Below are 12220 nucleotides of genomic sequence, written 5' to 3' on the forward strand. Positions count from 1 at the left end.
CACTGTTGAGGTTGTTTGGTTTCTTGTTGTTGGAGGCCCGAAAAGCGTCTTTCAGGCCTCGGTCTCGAAGCCGCTTCTAGTCGGAAAGCGGGGCCGGTTTCGGTAACGAGGAAATCGTGAGGTCGCCGCGCCAGTCCTGCTGAGCCAGCCATCGGTGAAGTGCGGCGACCGCCTTCACGCGCAGATGTCCGCGCGGGACGACAAGATAGAAACCCGGGACTTCCTCTGGCTTCATATCGGCAATGGCGTCGCGGCCGATCGGCGCGACCAGCGTGCCCGCCCGGAAATCTTCCTCGGCGTCGATGACGGAAACCAAGCCCACACCTATGCCTTGCAAGGTCGCCCGGCGCATGGTCGCGGCGTCGTCGAAGCTGATGCTGCGGTCGCCATCCGTCAGCTCCACGCCAAGGTGGCGCAATATGTCCGGCCACAGACGTTTCGACTTGACGGTGTCGAGCAACGTGAACTGTGTCAGATCATGCGCCGACTTGATCCTTTCGCCGATCGCCGGCGTGCAGCAGATGATCTTCGGGTCCGGCACCAGCAACGTGGTTTCATAGTCGGACCAGTTGCCGTAGCCCCACTGGACCGTCATATCGATATCGTCGCGCCCGAAATCGGGCAGGTCGACCATCGTCGTCAGGCGCAGATCCGCGCCCGGCAAGATTTCCCGGAACAACGAAAGCCGCGGCAGGAGATAGTGCGTGGCGAAGTATGGGCTCGCATTCAGGTTGATGCGGTCCCGATAGTTCGACTTGGTGACGCGGCGAACGCCTTCGGCAAACTCGTTGAAGCCGGCTTTGACATAGTGCGACAGAAGAATGGCCGACTCGGTCAGTTCGATCGACCGGCCCTTGCGCTCGAACAGCGTTACCTGGAGCGTATCCTCCAGAAGCTTGATCTGCTGTCCGACGGCCTGCGGCGTGACCAGCAATTCATCCGCCGCCTGCCGAAAGCTCTTGTGCTGCGCGACCGCGTGGAACACGCGCAGAGCATTCAGCGAGGGAAGGCGCAGCTTGCCGGTCATCGAAAATTCCGTTCCTGTGGCCCGGTCGGTCATGCACTGCCTCGGTCATGCACTGCCAGAGTTCAGTCGCCGCGGCGAAAGAGGCTTAGGCGTATATGTAACCACCTGAAACAATTACGTTTTCACCGGTCATGTAAGTGTTCTTGGGGCTGCCCGTCATCAGCACCCATTCGGCAATTTCCTTTGGCTCGGCACCGCGGCCGAGCGGGCTCGCCTTGGCCAGTTCCTCCAGGAAGCCGAGCGCTTTTGCCTTCTCCGTCGCCATGCCGGCCGGCGCCACCGAATTCACCAGAATGCCGTCCTTCGCCACGTGATGGGCAAAGGATCGGGTAAGGCTGACGACGGCGGCCTTGGTCGCCGCATAGTGAGCGTTCTGCGGATGCGCCTTGAAGGCGTCGACCGAGGTCAGGTTCACGATCCGCCCGCGGACGTGGCTCTTCGGCTCCTGCGATTGCATGTGGCGAACCGCCGCCACCATCATGTGGTAGGTGCCCTTGATGTTGATGCCGTTGGAGGCATCCCAGTCGGCGTCGGTGATTTCGAGGAGCGGGCGGCGAGGGTAGATCGCGGCGCAATTGATCAGCGTGTCGACGCGCCCGAGTTTCGAAACGATCGCCTCGAATGCGGCGTGGCACTGTGGGCCTACCTGGATGTCGCAAAGGGCGGTCGCGGTAGGCAGTCCGCTGGCCTTCGCGGTCGCCAGCGCGGACTCGGCGGCTTCCTGGTTGATGTCGATGATGCCGATCTTTGCTGCTCCGGCCTCGACAGCCATCTCGGCTAAGAGGGCACCGAGGCCGGCACCACCGCCAACGATCAGAACGGAAAGATCTTTCATCCCAGTTTTCCTTACTTGGTACCGCTTGGCGAGGTTGGCCAAGTCGGCATGATGTCGAAACGGGTAACGTCGGCCCATGCGGGAAGCCCAAGCACAGCGACGACCATCCTGGCCACGTCATCCGGTTGCACCACTTTGCTGGCGTACATGGCTGCGCGCGCGTTGGCGTCGAGGATGTCCTGGTAGAGCTGCGTCTCGACACGGCCGGCAACGATCTCGGTGACGCGTACGCCTGATGGGGAGAGGTCGGCGCGCAGCGCTGCTGCAAAGCCTGATATCGCCGCCTTGGTCGCTGAATAGACGGCAATGTTGGAGTATGCCGCGTGGCCCGCTGTGGAGCCGGTGAACAATACATGCCCGGACTGCCGCTCGCGCATTTGCGGGACGACGAGGCGCGTGAGCAGGATTGCCGCGCTGAGGTTCACCTCGAGCGTGGTGTCGATGTCAGCGATCTTCATATCGGCGAAGTTGCCGAGCGGCGGCATGACCCCGGCATTGTTGATCAGCACGTCGATGGTGAGATCCGCCAGGGCTGCTTCCAGGGCCTCGCGGTCGGTGACGTCGACGGCAATCGGCACGATGCCGGACCGCTGTGCCTGCAGCTCCTTGAGCGCGGCCTGGCTGCGTCCGACCGCATAGACGTCGTAGCCGGCGTCGCTCAGCGCGATCGCTATGGCCCGCCCTATGCCGCTCGTCGCACCGGTGATGAAGGCTGTCGTCACGTGGGCTTTCCTGATTGTCTGTTTTCAGTTTGCGGCCCGGGCCGATGCCGCGAAACCAAGAAAACCAGCAAAAAGGAAAGATAAACTTTCGAAAATTTCTAACGCCTCCAAACCTCCTTGGGGTGCTCGTATAACCGCAGCAGCCGAAAACCCAGGAAAACGCTGGCAAACTGGCGCCTTCAACCCTTGGGAAACCCGCGCAGCCGGTGACGGAACAAAAAACACGGCTTTCGCAATGGATGTCTAATTTTCGGCCCAGGCGCGCCGATGCGATCGAATTCGCGAGGCCTCATCCGCCTGTCGAGACAGGCCTTTTCATGTCGGTGAAAAGTGAGGCCGCCGCCGCCTTCTGCTCGGCTTCGATTGCCTCCACGCCAGAGGCTCGGGCCAGGGCGCGCACTCGCCCGAGGCTGTTGTGCAGGTGCTTGCGCATGGCCTGGCGGGCGGCGCGGCCATCCTGCCTTTCGATGGCGTCGACGATCGTCTTATGTTCGCTGTGTATGCGCGCGTAATAGCTGTCCTTGAGTTCGGGCGTGACCAGATAGCCGAGCTGGAAGCGCGGCACGATCATCGGCCCGAGATAGCTTAGGAAACCGTGGATGAATTCATTTCGTGCCGCCTTGGCGATCGCCAGGTGGAAATCATAGTCGTAGTGGATCTGGACGACGGCGGGATCGGCCTGCTGGGCGTCGACCTGTTCCATCAAGGTGCGGATCGCGCTGGCTTCCGCATCGGTGCGCCGTTCCGCGCACAATCCCGCCGACTCCACCTCGACGCTCAACCTCAGCTCGAGCAGCGCAATGGTTTCCGGCAAGGTCCTGAGCGCTTCGTCCGGTATCGAGAAGTTGCGCGGCGCCGGCGTCTCGCTGACGAACATGCCGCGCCCCTGCTGCGGCACCACCAGGCCTTCGGAACGTAGTCGCGCCACAGCTTCCCGCACCACGGTGCGGCTGACATCGTGCTCGGCGCAAAGCTCCGCCTCTGTCGGCAATTGCGCGCCGGGCAGCAGCTGTCCGGAACGGATCTTCTCGGACAGGCTCTCCGCCACGACGGTGGAAAGCGGCTTGCGCTTCGTCATCAGTCTCCCTCTCGCCAGATTCGGGATGATGCCCGAACCGGCAGGACCATTCAAACCGCCGCGGTGACGATCAGTTCGACCAGCATTCCGGGCTTGGCCATCCGTCCTTCGCCCGATGAGCGCGCCGGTGCGTGCTCCCCGGGCATCCAAGCGTCCCACACCGCGTTGACTTCGTCGAAATCCCTGATGTCGTCCAGCCACATCTGCACATGAAGGATGCGGGTCTTGTCCGTGCCCGCCTTGCCAAGCAGCGCATCGATCTTGCCGAGCACCTCGCGCATCTGGTCGGCCGCGGACTGGCCGGGCCTCGCGACCTGGCCGGTGAGGTAGAGCGTGCCGTTATGGATGACGCCGTGGTGGATGCGGGTATCGAAGTCGAAGCGCTGGATGTCGCTCACTGGCCGGATATTGCTCACTGGATTATCCTTGTCAGATAGCCGGCGTTTGCCGGATGGGATTTCCCTGCAGATATTGTGCGTAAGGCGCCTGAACCAGCCAGCCGGCGTCGACCGGCAAGGTGACGCCGGTAATCGAAGCAGCGCGCTCCGAGCAGAGGAACAATGCCGCCTCGGCGACATCGCGCGGCTCGACGAAGCGTCGCAGTGCCGTGGAGGCCTGTATGGCTTCGGGGTTGCGTTCACCCTTGGCGATCTTGGTCTTCAAACCATCGGAAAGTGTATAGCCGGGCGCGACCGCATTGACGCGAACGCCATGCGGGCCGAGTTCGGCGGCGAGGATCTGGGTCAGGGCTAGGACCGCATGCTTTCCCGGCGTGTAGGCCGGCAGCGACAGCGGCGCGAAAGAGGCGAGCGAGCCGACATTCAGGATCGCGCCTCGCCGGGCGGCCGACATCAGCCGGCCAAACACCTGGCACCCCAACAGCGTGCCGCGATAATTCACCCGCCACATCTTCTCGTCCTCGTCCAGATCCTGATCAAGGACGTACTTGCCGCTCTGCAAGATGCCGGCGCAGTTGACGACGACGTGAGGCGTGCCGAACCCGTCGCTGACAATCCGTGCCAGAGCCTCGACTGAGCCGCTATCTGCGACATCTGTCTGGACAAACAGCGCACGCGGCGCGCCTGCCGCCTGGCAGGAGCCGGCCGCCTCATTGCCTCTCGTCGCATCCCGGCCGGAGACGACCACATGATAACCGTCTTCGGCGAAGCGCTGCGCGATAGCGCGTCCGATGCCGGACGTGCCGCCGACGACGACGGCAGTCGGTGTCTCAGCCATGGCCGCGGTCCTTGCCTTCGATGTCGAAGAATTCGGACATCGCCCGGACCTGGAAATCCATCATCGGGCGTCCCGGTTGAACGCGGCAGCCGACCCCCTTGGCCGCCCGCAGCAGAGCGGTTTCCGCAGGCTCCATGATGATGTCCACGACCGTCATATCCGGGGTCAGCCGGCTGACGTCAAGCGGCAGCGGATCGCCGGCATGCATGCCGACAGGTGTGGCGTTGATCGCCATATGCATGCCGGAAGGCTCGGCCTCTCCGACCTGGATGCGGCATTTCGGGAACGCGCGGCCAACCAGCGCCGCCAGTTTCCCGGCACGCGCCGTATCGATGTCGGTAAGGCGGATTTCGTCGGCGCCGGCTTCCGCGAGACAATAGGCGAGCGAGGCACCGGCGCCACCGGCACCGACTTGAAGAATGCGGCGGCCGGCGATCTGATGTCCGTTTGCCTTGAGCGCATCGATGAAGCCGACGCCGTCGAAATTGTCGGCATACCAGCTGCCATCCGGCAGCCGTCGCACCGAGTTGGCGCTTTCCACCCGCGCGGCGCGGTCATGCGCGGCGGAGCATTTGTGGTAGACCGCAACCTTGTACGGCACCGAAATGATCACGCCCCTGATATTCTCGGCTGCCGTGATGCCGGCCCAGAAGGTCTCGAAATCCTCCGGGCGGCAGCTCAAGGGCACCATGAGGCTGTCGAGGCCCTTCTGCTCGAAGATCTCGTTGAATATGCCGGGGCTCTTGGCATGGGCCACGGGATGGGCCAGCATCACGAAGATCTCGGCCTTGCCGGTTCCGCGCATCGGTTTTACTCCTTTTCTTTTGACAGTTCGTGGCCGCTGAGGATCTCCAGCGCCCGGACGAGAGACGAGTGATCGGCCTCGGCGCCGCCTGGATGGCCTGAACAGGCATTCATCAGTTGCTGCGCCATGGCGGTGTTCGGCAGCGCCACGCCAAGGACGCGGGCACTGTCAAGCGCCAGGTTGAGATCCTTCTGGTGGAGCTTGATGCGGAAGCCTGGGGCGAAGGTCCGGTCGATCATGCGCTGGCCATGCACTTCCAGGACGCGGGAAGCGGCGAAGCCACCCATCAGGGCGCCGCGCACCTTCGTCGGGTCGCACCCGGCCTTGCTGGCGAAGACAAGCGCTTCGGCCACGGCCTCGATGTTGAGCGCGACGATGATCTGGTTGGCGATCTTGCAGGTCTGCCCGGCGCCATTCTGCTCGCCGATCGAAGTGACGTTCTTGCCAAGTGTCTCAAAGATCGGCAGCGCCCGCTCGAACTCGGCGGCCGGGCCGCCGACCATGATGGTGAGGCTTGCCGCCTTGGCGCCGACCTCGCCGCCCGAGACCGGGGCGTCGAGGTAGCCGGCTCCCTTCTCTCGCAGTTTCGCCGCGAACGCCGCCGTGGCGATGGGGCTGATCGAGCTCATGTCGACGACCAGCTTGCCGGCTGACAGTCCTTCCAGGACGCCGTCCTCGCCCAATAGGACGCGTTCGACGTCAGGCGTGTCGGGCAGCATGGTGATGATGATCTCGGACCGCCGTGCCACTTCGGCGGCGGACGCGACGACCGATGCGGTCAGGCCCTGCGGTAGAGGGGAGCGATTGAGAACGGTGACGATCTCATGCCCGGCATCGGCCAGGTGGCGCGCCATCGGTGCTCCCATGACGCCAAGCCCGATGAACCCGATCCTCATTCTCCAGCTCCCATTCAAAAGTCCGTACATCGCATCTTGCAGCGTTTTGAAGCCATATGATATAGGACATCATACAAATTTCAATCCAGATGATTGGAGATGATCGCAAGATGCAAGAACGCCTCAACACGCTGAAAGCTGCCACAGCGGCTGGCCAGGCTCACATCGGCATCTGGTGCTCGCTGGCTTCGGCGCTCACCACGGAGATCGTCGCCGGCTCCGGAGCCGATTGGGTGCTCATCGACGGCGAACACAGCCCCAACCATCTGCGCAGCATCATGGCGCAGCTTCAGGTGATGGGCGGCTTCGACAGCGAGGCTGTCGTCAGGCTGCCCTCCGACGATCCCAATCTGATCAAGCAGGCGCTGGATATCGGCGCACGCAGCCTGATGATCCCCAATGTACGGACCGCCGATCAGGCCCGCGCCATCGTCGCGGCCATGACCTATGCGCCCGGCGGATTTCGCGGCTTCTCGGTCGGTCACCGCGCCAACGCCTTCGGCCGCATCGCCGGCTACCACGCCAAGGCGCGTGAGCAGCAGCTTCTCGCCGTGCAGATTGAGGATGAATTGGGCGTGGCGAATGCCGCCGAGATCGCGGCGGTCGACGGCGTCGACGTTCTCTTCGTCGGTCCCGGCGATCTTTCCACCAATATGGGCGCGATGGGCAATCCCGGCGCGGCACATGTCCAGGAGGCAATCTCGTCCGTGCGTCAGGCCGCAACTGCGGCAGGCAAGGCAAGCGGCATCCTGGCGCCGGCAAAGGCCGATGCCGACCGCTACCTTGCCGAAGGCTTCACCATGGTTGCCGTCGGTTCGGACCTTGGCCTTCTTGCGCGGGGCTCGGATGCCCTGATCGCATTGTTCAACCAGTAGCTTGGAGTCGAGCCATGGCGATCCCGCCTTACAAAGCGCCATCGCGCAACGCCTACGACATCGTCATCGTCGGCGGAGCGGTTGTCGGCTCGTCCACGGCCTACTGGCTGAGCCAGGCGCTGGGCAGCGGTGCCTCGATCCTCGTGGTCGAGCGCGATAGCAGTTACGAGTTTTCATCGACAGCGCTGTCCACCAGCGCGATCCGGCAGCAATATTCCAATCCGATCAATGTGAAGATCAGCCAGTTCGGCATCGAGGTCATCCGCACCTTCCAGGAGCGCATGGCACCCTTCTACAAGGACGAGCCGGCGCCCGATCTCGGCTTTCGTGAGCACGGCTATCTCTACTGCTGCTCCCCGGACGACGTCGAAGCGGCCCGCGAGCGCGTCGACCTGCAGCGAAGTCTCGGGGCTCACACTGTCTTCCTCGAGCCGGGCCCGCTGAAGGATCGCTTTCCCTGGCTCAACGTGGATGATCTCGGCGGCGGTTCCTGGGGGGCCCGGGAAGAGGGCTGGTTCGATTCCATGGGGCTGATGAACGGTTTCCGCCGAGCCGCCCGCGCCAGCGGTGTCGAGTATATCGACAATGCCGTGACGGAGCTTGGCATCGCCAACGGGCGGGTCGTCTCGGTGCGCCTCGCGACCGGCCAGACGATCGCCTGCGGAACATTGGTCAACGCCGCGGGTCCGCGCGCGCAACAGGTCGCAGCCATGGCCGGCCTGTCGATCCCGGTCGCGCCGTACAAGCGCTACAGCTTCGTCTTCGCCAGCGCCAATCCGATCCCTGGCCGGATGCCTAACGTCATCGACCTTTCCGGTACATTCGTGCGCCCGGAAGGCGAGCTTTTTCTCACCGGCAACACCCCGCAGGGCGACGGGCCGGCCGGCTACGACGACTTCGAAATGCACTATGAAGAGTTCGACGAATATATCTGGCCGGCGCTCTGGCATCGCGTCCCGGCCTTCGATGCCCTCAAGGTCCAGACCAGTTGGACCGGCCACTACGAGTACAACATGCTCGACCACAATGGCATCGTCGGCTTCCACCCGCAGGTGACCAATTTCATGTTTGCCAACGGCTTCTCGGGGCACGGGCTGCAACAGTCGCCAGCCGTGGGCCGGGGAGTTTCAGAACTCATCGTTCACGGGGCTTTCCAGACGCTCGATCTGTCGCCGTTCTGTTACGAGCGCATAGAGCGCAACGAGCCGTTCCTCGAGGAAGCGGTGATCTAGGACGTAGACTCATTACCGCGTAGCCAGATGCGGATTGCGACGAGTTTGAGCGCGGTAAGATAGTTCTCAGCCAACTTGTCGTAGCGGGTTGCGATGCGGCGGAACTGCTTGGCTTTGTTGAAGAAGCGCTCAACCAAGTTGCGGCCTTATACAAGAAGGGGCTGAAGCAGATTGGGTCCTTGCGGTTGGCCTTGGGCGGGATGTTGGCCCATGCTTTTCGCTTGCTGACCGCATTACGCAAGGCGTTGGCATCATAGCCCTTGTCGGCGAGTAGCATGGCACCCTCCGGCAAATCCGTGATCAGGTCCGCTGCCGAGGCAATATCACTCATCTGACCTGCCGTGAGCATCAATTTGATCGGCATGCCTTTGGCGTCGACAAGAGCATGGATTTTGGTTGTCGGCCCGCCTCGGGAACGACCGAGACAATGATCTCGATCCCCCTTTTTTGCCGTCGCGCCCTGCTGGTGGACGCGAACAATAGAGGTGTCGATCATCTGCACCTTGCCGTCATGGACTTTGGTGATAGCTTCCATGAGGCGGTCCCACACGCCTGCTTTCCGCAATCGGACGAAGCGATTGTAACAGGTGGTGCGTGGACCATACCGCTCTGGTAGATCCCGCCAAGGCGCACCGGATCGCAGCACCCAGAAGATGCCGTTTAGCACGCGCCGATCATCGACACGCGGCACCCCTCGTGGCCTTTTGGGCAAAAGTGGCTCGATCACGTGCCATTCGGAGTCGGTCAGGTCATATCGGCTCATGCAGAGTCTGGAATCAGATTCCGCTGCAATAGGAAAGCCGCCAGTCGACAATCGACCTCTTAGCGGACGTATTTGATCAATCCACAGGTGGCCGTTTTGGGGCTGCCGCAGCCACGAAGTCTTCACCTCGGAATTGCAGTGCCAGTGGTGTTCAGCCACCAGCACCGCAAGTACGGATGTTCCGCAGGGGTCGCTTAGTTATGGCCATTCTCGTCGATGGCGAGGGAACTCGAGAGCTCGCGATAGGCATCGATCTGCTGCTGCAGAATGGCAATCTTCTGCTCTGCCGTCGCAATGGCATCGGCACCGGCAAGGAAACGATGGGGCAGCACGTCCCCAGCCGCGAGCGTGATCAGTGCGTGCGCAAGCTTTGCGGGGTCACCCCCTTGCTTGCCGTTTTGAGAACGCCAGAAAGCGATCTGCGCCGTCCGCCGTTCGTTGTAGTCCTCGACGGAAGGCGCGGCATAGTTGGTCGACTCTTCCGTGAGAAGCTCGGTGCGGAAAAAGCCCGGGTTCACGATCATCGTCTCGATGCCGAACGGCACGACTTCGGTCTGCAGCGCCTCCATCCAGCCGTCGAGGCCGAACTTCGAGGCTGAATAGGCCGTGCAGAACTCGAAGCCCATTAGCCCGGCCGTCGAAGAGATCGAAATGACCCTGCCGGACCGCTGCTTGCGCATCGCTGGCAGAAAGGCCCGCGTCACGTTCATGGGACCGACGAGGCTGGTGCTGAGCTGCAGTCGCATCTGTTCGGCGGTCAGCTCTTCGAAATACGCGGCAAAGAAACTCGCCGCATTGTTGACCAGCACGTCGATGTGGCCAAACCGGTCAAGCGTTGCCTGGGCAGCGGCTTCGGCGTCGGCCGCGCTCGTCACGTCCAGCTTGACGATAAGGACGTTCTCGGACTTTCCGACGGCCCTTGCGACCTTTTCCGTGTTGCGGCCGGTTGCCACCACCTTGTGGCCCGCCGCCAATGCGGCCTTGGCGATATCCAGACCGAGGCCCCGGCCTGCGCCGGTGATGAACCAAACACTCATATTGGGCTCCTGTTCTCTAGGCCGCAGCTCGGCCTCGAATTCGGACGCGATGGCCAGCAGGGGCTGACGCCGCCCATGCCGGTATCCATCCGCCAGCGGACTGCGTCACTGCGGAAGGCCGGCGCCTTCGGTGATGATGCGAAATCCTTCGGTCGATTTGGTGAAAAACTGCCGGGCCGCCGTGTATTCCGGCGAGTTGTAGTAGCGCTGGGCGTCAGCAAGGCTCGGGAACTCGGCGATGGCGATCACCGATCTCGAGCTTCCTTCGATGGCAGTGACATTGGGGTTGTAGACGATCACCCGGCCGCCATACTTGGTGACGAGCGGCGAGGCGGCTTCGATGTACTGCTGAAACACCGCCTTATCCTTGATGTCATAGCTGCCGATCATGTAGGCGCGGGGGACGGCGCCCGTCGCTTCCTGAGCAAAGGCGGCAGGGCTCACGATCATGGTGAGGGCGGCGAGCGCGCCCACGATTACCTTCTTCATTTTGTTCTCCTTCGGTGGCCAGTTGGACGGTAGGCATTGCGCGGAGAGTTGCTCCGGACCGTCTGGCCTTGAGGTCAGGAAGTTAGCTCCTTTAGCGGCATGCAATTAGATGGTATAATCTGCATGGGCTTAGAAGTGGGGTTGATGAATGCGTCGCGACAGTCTGGATGACTTCCTGACCTTCATCGCCGTCGCCCGCGAGCGCAGCTTCACCAAGGCGGCCGCCAAGCTCGGGGTGTCGCAGTCGGCTCTGAGCTATTCGATCCGGACGCTGGAAGAGCGCCTCGGCGTTAGGCTGCTGACCCGCACGACCCGCAGCGTCTCGCTCACCGAAGCGGGGGATCGTCTGTTCCGAAGCATCGCTCCCAACTTCGATGAGATCGCAAGCGAAATTGCCGCCCTCAGCGCCCTGCGCGAGAAGCCGGCCGGCACAGTCCGGATCACCACCGTGGAGCATGCCGGCGAGACTATCATCTGGCCTGCCATGGTCGGGCTCATGCGCGACTATCCCGACATCAGGGTCGAGATCATCCATGACTACGGCTTGGCAGACATTGCGGCCGATCGCTTCGACGCGGGTGTGCGGCTTGGCGAACAGGTGGACAAGGACATGATCTCGGCGCGCATCGGACCAGACTTCCGCATGGCGGTTGTGGCAGCGCCTTCATACTTCGTAAGCCGCTCCCGTCCGGTCGCGCCTGAAGACCTTGCCGATCACGCGTGCATAGCCCTGCGACTGCCCACAGGCGGGCTCGCACCGTGGGAGTTTCGCCAGGAGGGGCGGGAGCTGAAGGTGCGCGTTCAAGGACACGCAGCGTTCAACACCCTCGCGATGATCCGTCAGGCCAGCCTTGAGGGATTCGGGCTCGCCTACCTGCCCGAGGACCTGGTGACCTCCCCCCTTGAAGAGGGTCGCCTGGTGCGTGTTCTTGAGGACTGGTGCCCACTCCGGCCGGGATATCACCTGTACTATCCAAGCCGGCGCCAACCCTCGCCGGCTTTCGCACTCGTGCTGGAAACGCTGCGCTACCGCGACTGAGTACGGTTGAAATAAGGATCGTCAGACCTTGGCGACCATGGCGCCTATCCAAGCAGCTCGGTACAGGAAGTCGGCGTCCGTTCCCACCGATCCCGGTCTCCCCAATTTATGAGTTCACGGCCTAGGGCGAGATGATCGACCGTTTTGCTGCCATTCTCCGGTATTCGGCCCTGTTCAGAATATGAC

The 12220-nt window shown here is 62.6% G+C and carries 15 protein-coding genes; 4 read left to right on the forward strand and 11 right to left on the reverse strand.

What is annotated here, in order from left to right; translation table 11 throughout:
- Positions 1-76 precede the first annotated feature (76 nt).
- The 3 genes from EOA13_RS06580 to EOA13_RS06590 are packed head-to-tail and all read right to left on the reverse strand — an operon-like array spanning position 77 to position 2584.
- Complete coding sequence (locus EOA13_RS06580; protein ID WP_245490313.1) at positions 77-1060, reverse strand: LysR substrate-binding domain-containing protein; 984 nt, start codon at positions 1058-1060, stop codon at positions 77-79.
- Between the two features lie 52 nt (positions 1061-1112).
- Positions 1113-1862 (reverse strand): SDR family oxidoreductase, encoded by a 750-nt coding sequence (locus EOA13_RS06585; protein WP_127271850.1) that lies wholly within the window; start codon positions 1860-1862, stop codon positions 1113-1115.
- 11 nt (positions 1863-1873) lie between these two features.
- Complete coding sequence (locus tag EOA13_RS06590) at positions 1874-2584, reverse strand: SDR family oxidoreductase (RefSeq protein ID WP_127290674.1); 711 nt, start codon at positions 2582-2584, stop codon at positions 1874-1876.
- Between EOA13_RS06590 and EOA13_RS06595 the strand changes: the two genes are divergently transcribed.
- Positions 2568-2831, forward strand: a complete 264-nt coding sequence (locus EOA13_RS06595) for a hypothetical protein (RefSeq protein WP_127290676.1) — start codon at positions 2568-2570, stop codon at positions 2829-2831. The two genes, EOA13_RS06590 and EOA13_RS06595, sit on opposite strands and share 17 nt — an antisense overlap.
- Positions 2832-2873: 42 nt before the next feature.
- Here the strand turns inward: EOA13_RS06595 and EOA13_RS06600 are convergent, their stop codons facing one another.
- The 5 genes from EOA13_RS06600 to EOA13_RS06620 are packed head-to-tail and all read right to left on the reverse strand — an operon-like array spanning position 2874 to position 6599.
- Positions 2874-3662 carry a FadR/GntR family transcriptional regulator gene (locus EOA13_RS06600; protein WP_164779999.1) on the reverse strand — a complete coding sequence of 263 codons (789 nt, stop codon included), beginning with the start codon at positions 3660-3662 and terminating at the stop codon, positions 2874-2876.
- 50 nt (positions 3663-3712) lie between these two features.
- Positions 3713-4060, reverse strand: coding sequence for a RidA family protein (locus EOA13_RS06605; RefSeq protein ID WP_023810158.1), 348 nt, complete (start codon positions 4058-4060; stop codon positions 3713-3715).
- 31 nt (positions 4061-4091) lie between these two features.
- Positions 4092-4898 carry an SDR family oxidoreductase gene (locus EOA13_RS06610; RefSeq protein ID WP_127290680.1) on the reverse strand — a complete coding sequence of 269 codons (807 nt, stop codon included), beginning with the start codon at positions 4896-4898 and terminating at the stop codon, positions 4092-4094.
- Complete coding sequence (locus EOA13_RS06615; protein WP_127290682.1) at positions 4891-5703, reverse strand: shikimate dehydrogenase; 813 nt, start codon at positions 5701-5703, stop codon at positions 4891-4893. Before EOA13_RS06615 ends, EOA13_RS06610 begins: the two co-directional genes overlap by 8 nt.
- Positions 5704-5708: 5 nt before the next feature.
- On the reverse strand, positions 5709-6599 hold the full coding sequence (locus EOA13_RS06620; protein ID WP_023810161.1) for a 2-hydroxy-3-oxopropionate reductase: 891 nt from the start codon (positions 6597-6599) through the stop codon (positions 5709-5711).
- Positions 6600-6709: 110 nt separating this feature from the next.
- Between EOA13_RS06620 and EOA13_RS06625 the strand changes: the two genes are divergently transcribed.
- Positions 6710-7474 carry an HpcH/HpaI aldolase/citrate lyase family protein gene (locus EOA13_RS06625; RefSeq protein ID WP_023810162.1) on the forward strand — a complete coding sequence of 255 codons (765 nt, stop codon included), beginning with the start codon at positions 6710-6712 and terminating at the stop codon, positions 7472-7474.
- Positions 7475-7488: 14 nt separating this feature from the next.
- Positions 7489-8706: an FAD-dependent oxidoreductase gene (locus tag EOA13_RS06630; protein WP_127290684.1), complete on the forward strand. Its 1218-nt coding sequence runs from the start codon at positions 7489-7491 to the stop codon at positions 8704-8706.
- Here EOA13_RS06630 and EOA13_RS06635 read toward each other — a convergent pair.
- From EOA13_RS06635 to EOA13_RS06645, 3 genes are all read right to left on the reverse strand, one after another.
- A protein-coding gene (locus EOA13_RS06635; protein ID WP_127290686.1) for an IS5 family transposase occupies positions 8703-9469 on the reverse strand; the annotation gives its coding sequence in 2 pieces (ribosomal slippage) (positions 8703-8851 and positions 8851-9469; 768 coding nt in all). The genes EOA13_RS06630 and EOA13_RS06635 overlap by 4 nt on opposite strands.
- A gap of 194 nt (positions 9470-9663) precedes the next feature.
- Positions 9664-10506, reverse strand: a complete 843-nt coding sequence (locus tag EOA13_RS06640) for an SDR family oxidoreductase (RefSeq protein WP_127290688.1) — start codon at positions 10504-10506, stop codon at positions 9664-9666.
- A gap of 105 nt (positions 10507-10611) precedes the next feature.
- Positions 10612-10995 (reverse strand): DUF1330 domain-containing protein, encoded by a 384-nt coding sequence (locus tag EOA13_RS06645; protein ID WP_127290690.1) that lies wholly within the window; start codon positions 10993-10995, stop codon positions 10612-10614.
- A 148-nt stretch (positions 10996-11143) separates the two neighbouring features.
- Between EOA13_RS06645 and EOA13_RS06650 the strand changes: the two genes are divergently transcribed.
- Positions 11144-12034, forward strand: a complete 891-nt coding sequence (locus EOA13_RS06650; protein WP_127290692.1) for a LysR family transcriptional regulator — start codon at positions 11144-11146, stop codon at positions 12032-12034.
- Positions 12035-12220: the final 186 nt, after the last annotated feature.

Source organism: Mesorhizobium sp. M7A.F.Ca.US.011.01.1.1 (assembly GCF_003998295.1).
In the GTDB taxonomy this organism is placed as follows: Bacteria; Pseudomonadota; Alphaproteobacteria; order Rhizobiales; family Rhizobiaceae; genus Mesorhizobium.

Coding starts and splice junctions, on each gene's coding strand:
- EOA13_RS06580 (WP_245490313.1), bottom strand. CDS start 1,060: ATGACCGACCGGGCCACAGGAACGGAATTTTCGATGACCGGCAAGCTG.
- EOA13_RS06585 (WP_127271850.1), bottom strand. CDS start 1,862: ATGAAAGATCTTTCCGTTCTGATCGTTGGCGGTGGTGCCGGCCTCGGT.
- EOA13_RS06595 (WP_127290676.1), top strand. CDS start 2,568: ATGAAGGCTGTCGTCACGTGGGCTTTCCTGATTGTCTGTTTTCAGTTT.
- EOA13_RS06600 (WP_164779999.1), bottom strand. CDS start 3,662: ATGACGAAGCGCAAGCCGCTTTCCACCGTCGTGGCGGAGAGCCTGTCC.
- EOA13_RS06610 (WP_127290680.1), bottom strand. CDS start 4,898: ATGGCTGAGACACCGACTGCCGTCGTCGTCGGCGGCACGTCCGGCATC.
- EOA13_RS06615 (WP_127290682.1), bottom strand. CDS start 5,703: ATGCGCGGAACCGGCAAGGCCGAGATCTTCGTGATGCTGGCCCATCCC.
- EOA13_RS06620 (WP_023810161.1), bottom strand. CDS start 6,599: ATGAGGATCGGGTTCATCGGGCTTGGCGTCATGGGAGCACCGATGGCG.
- EOA13_RS06625 (WP_023810162.1), top strand. CDS start 6,710: ATGCAAGAACGCCTCAACACGCTGAAAGCTGCCACAGCGGCTGGCCAG.
- EOA13_RS06630 (WP_127290684.1), top strand. CDS start 7,489: ATGGCGATCCCGCCTTACAAAGCGCCATCGCGCAACGCCTACGACATC.
- EOA13_RS06640 (WP_127290688.1), bottom strand. CDS start 10,506: ATGAGTGTTTGGTTCATCACCGGCGCAGGCCGGGGCCTCGGTCTGGAT.
- EOA13_RS06645 (WP_127290690.1), bottom strand. CDS start 10,995: ATGAAGAAGGTAATCGTGGGCGCGCTCGCCGCCCTCACCATGATCGTG.
- EOA13_RS06650 (WP_127290692.1), top strand. CDS start 11,144: ATGCGTCGCGACAGTCTGGATGACTTCCTGACCTTCATCGCCGTCGCC.